This window comes from Allobosea sp. CER48 (assembly GCF_044752385.1).
GTDB lineage: Bacteria > Pseudomonadota > Alphaproteobacteria > Rhizobiales > Beijerinckiaceae > Allobosea.
Genome location: NZ_JBIWYK010000724.1, coordinates 1 through 1,106, shown reverse-complemented (window position 1 = coordinate 1,106; position 1,106 = coordinate 1). Strand labels below are relative to the sequence as shown.

Sequence of the window (1,106 nt, the reverse complement as noted above, 5' to 3'; positions counted from 1 at the left end):
TGCCAGCCTGCATATCCCGATGCGCCCGAACTTGCGCTCGCTCAATGTCGCATTGGCCGCAGCGATGGTATTGGGCGAGGCATTGCGACAGACAGGCGGCTTTCCTCGCCGCGATGGACCCGATCATGAACAAGCCCAAGCCCGTTGAAGCCCCCACCGCCGATCCGGCGGCAGTCGCGGCGCTGAAGCCTCGCGCCGCGGCCTGGTTCGAGAACCTGCGCGACCGCATCTGCGCCGCCTTCGAGGAGATCGAGGACGAAGCGGCCGGCCCCTTCCCGCCCGAGACGGACAGGCCCGGCCGCTTCGTCCGCACGCCCTGGCAGCGCACCAACCATGACGGTGCGCCTGGCGGAGGCGGTGTCATGTCGATCATGAAGGGCCGGATCTTCGAAAAGGTCGGTGTCCATGTCTCGACCGTGCATGGCAGCTTCCACCCGGACTTCGCCGCCCAGATACCCGGCGCCTCCGAGGATCCGCGCTTCCACGCCACGGGCATCTCGCTGATCGCCCATCCCTGGAACCCGCATGCGCCGACCGTGCATATGAACACCCGCTTCGTCGTCACGACGAAGCCCTGGTTCGGCGGCGGCGCCGACCTGACCCCGGTGCTCGACGCGCGGCGCACCCAGGACGACCTGGATTCGCGCGACTTCCACACCGCGATGCGCCGCCCCTGCGACAGCTTTCCGGCCATTGCCGATTATTCGCGCTTCAAGCAGTGGTGCGACGAGTATTTCTTCCTGAAGCACCGCAACGAGCCGCGCGGTATCGGCGGCATCTTCTACGACTATGTCTGGAGCGGCGAACCGGAAGTCGATTTCGCCTTCACCAAGGCGGTCGGCGAGGCCTTCCTCGACATCTACCCCACCGTCCTCTGCCGCAACATCGGCAAGACATGGAACGATGCCGAGCGCCACGAGCAGCAGGTCCGGCGCGGCCGTTATGTCGAGTTCAACCTGCTCTACGATCGCGGCACGATCTTCGGCCTGAAGACAGGCGGCAACGTCGATTCCATCCTGTCCTCGATGCCACCGACGGTGCGCTGGCCCTGAGCCAGCGCCTCCCGGCTCGCGACATCCAGGAGCGAGAACTGGGCCTCGCGATCG

Annotated in this window: 1 protein-coding gene; it reads left to right on the top strand. The window is 66.3% G+C overall.

Features of this window, described 5'->3' with window-relative positions; all coding sequences use genetic code 11:
- Positions 1-125 precede the first annotated feature (125 nt).
- A complete protein-coding gene (gene hemF, locus ACIPIA_RS16815) occupies positions 126-1,052 on the top strand; it encodes an oxygen-dependent coproporphyrinogen oxidase (RefSeq protein ID WP_400511123.1) in 927 nt (308 codons plus the stop codon).
- The last annotated feature ends 54 nt before the right edge of the window (positions 1,053-1,106 follow it).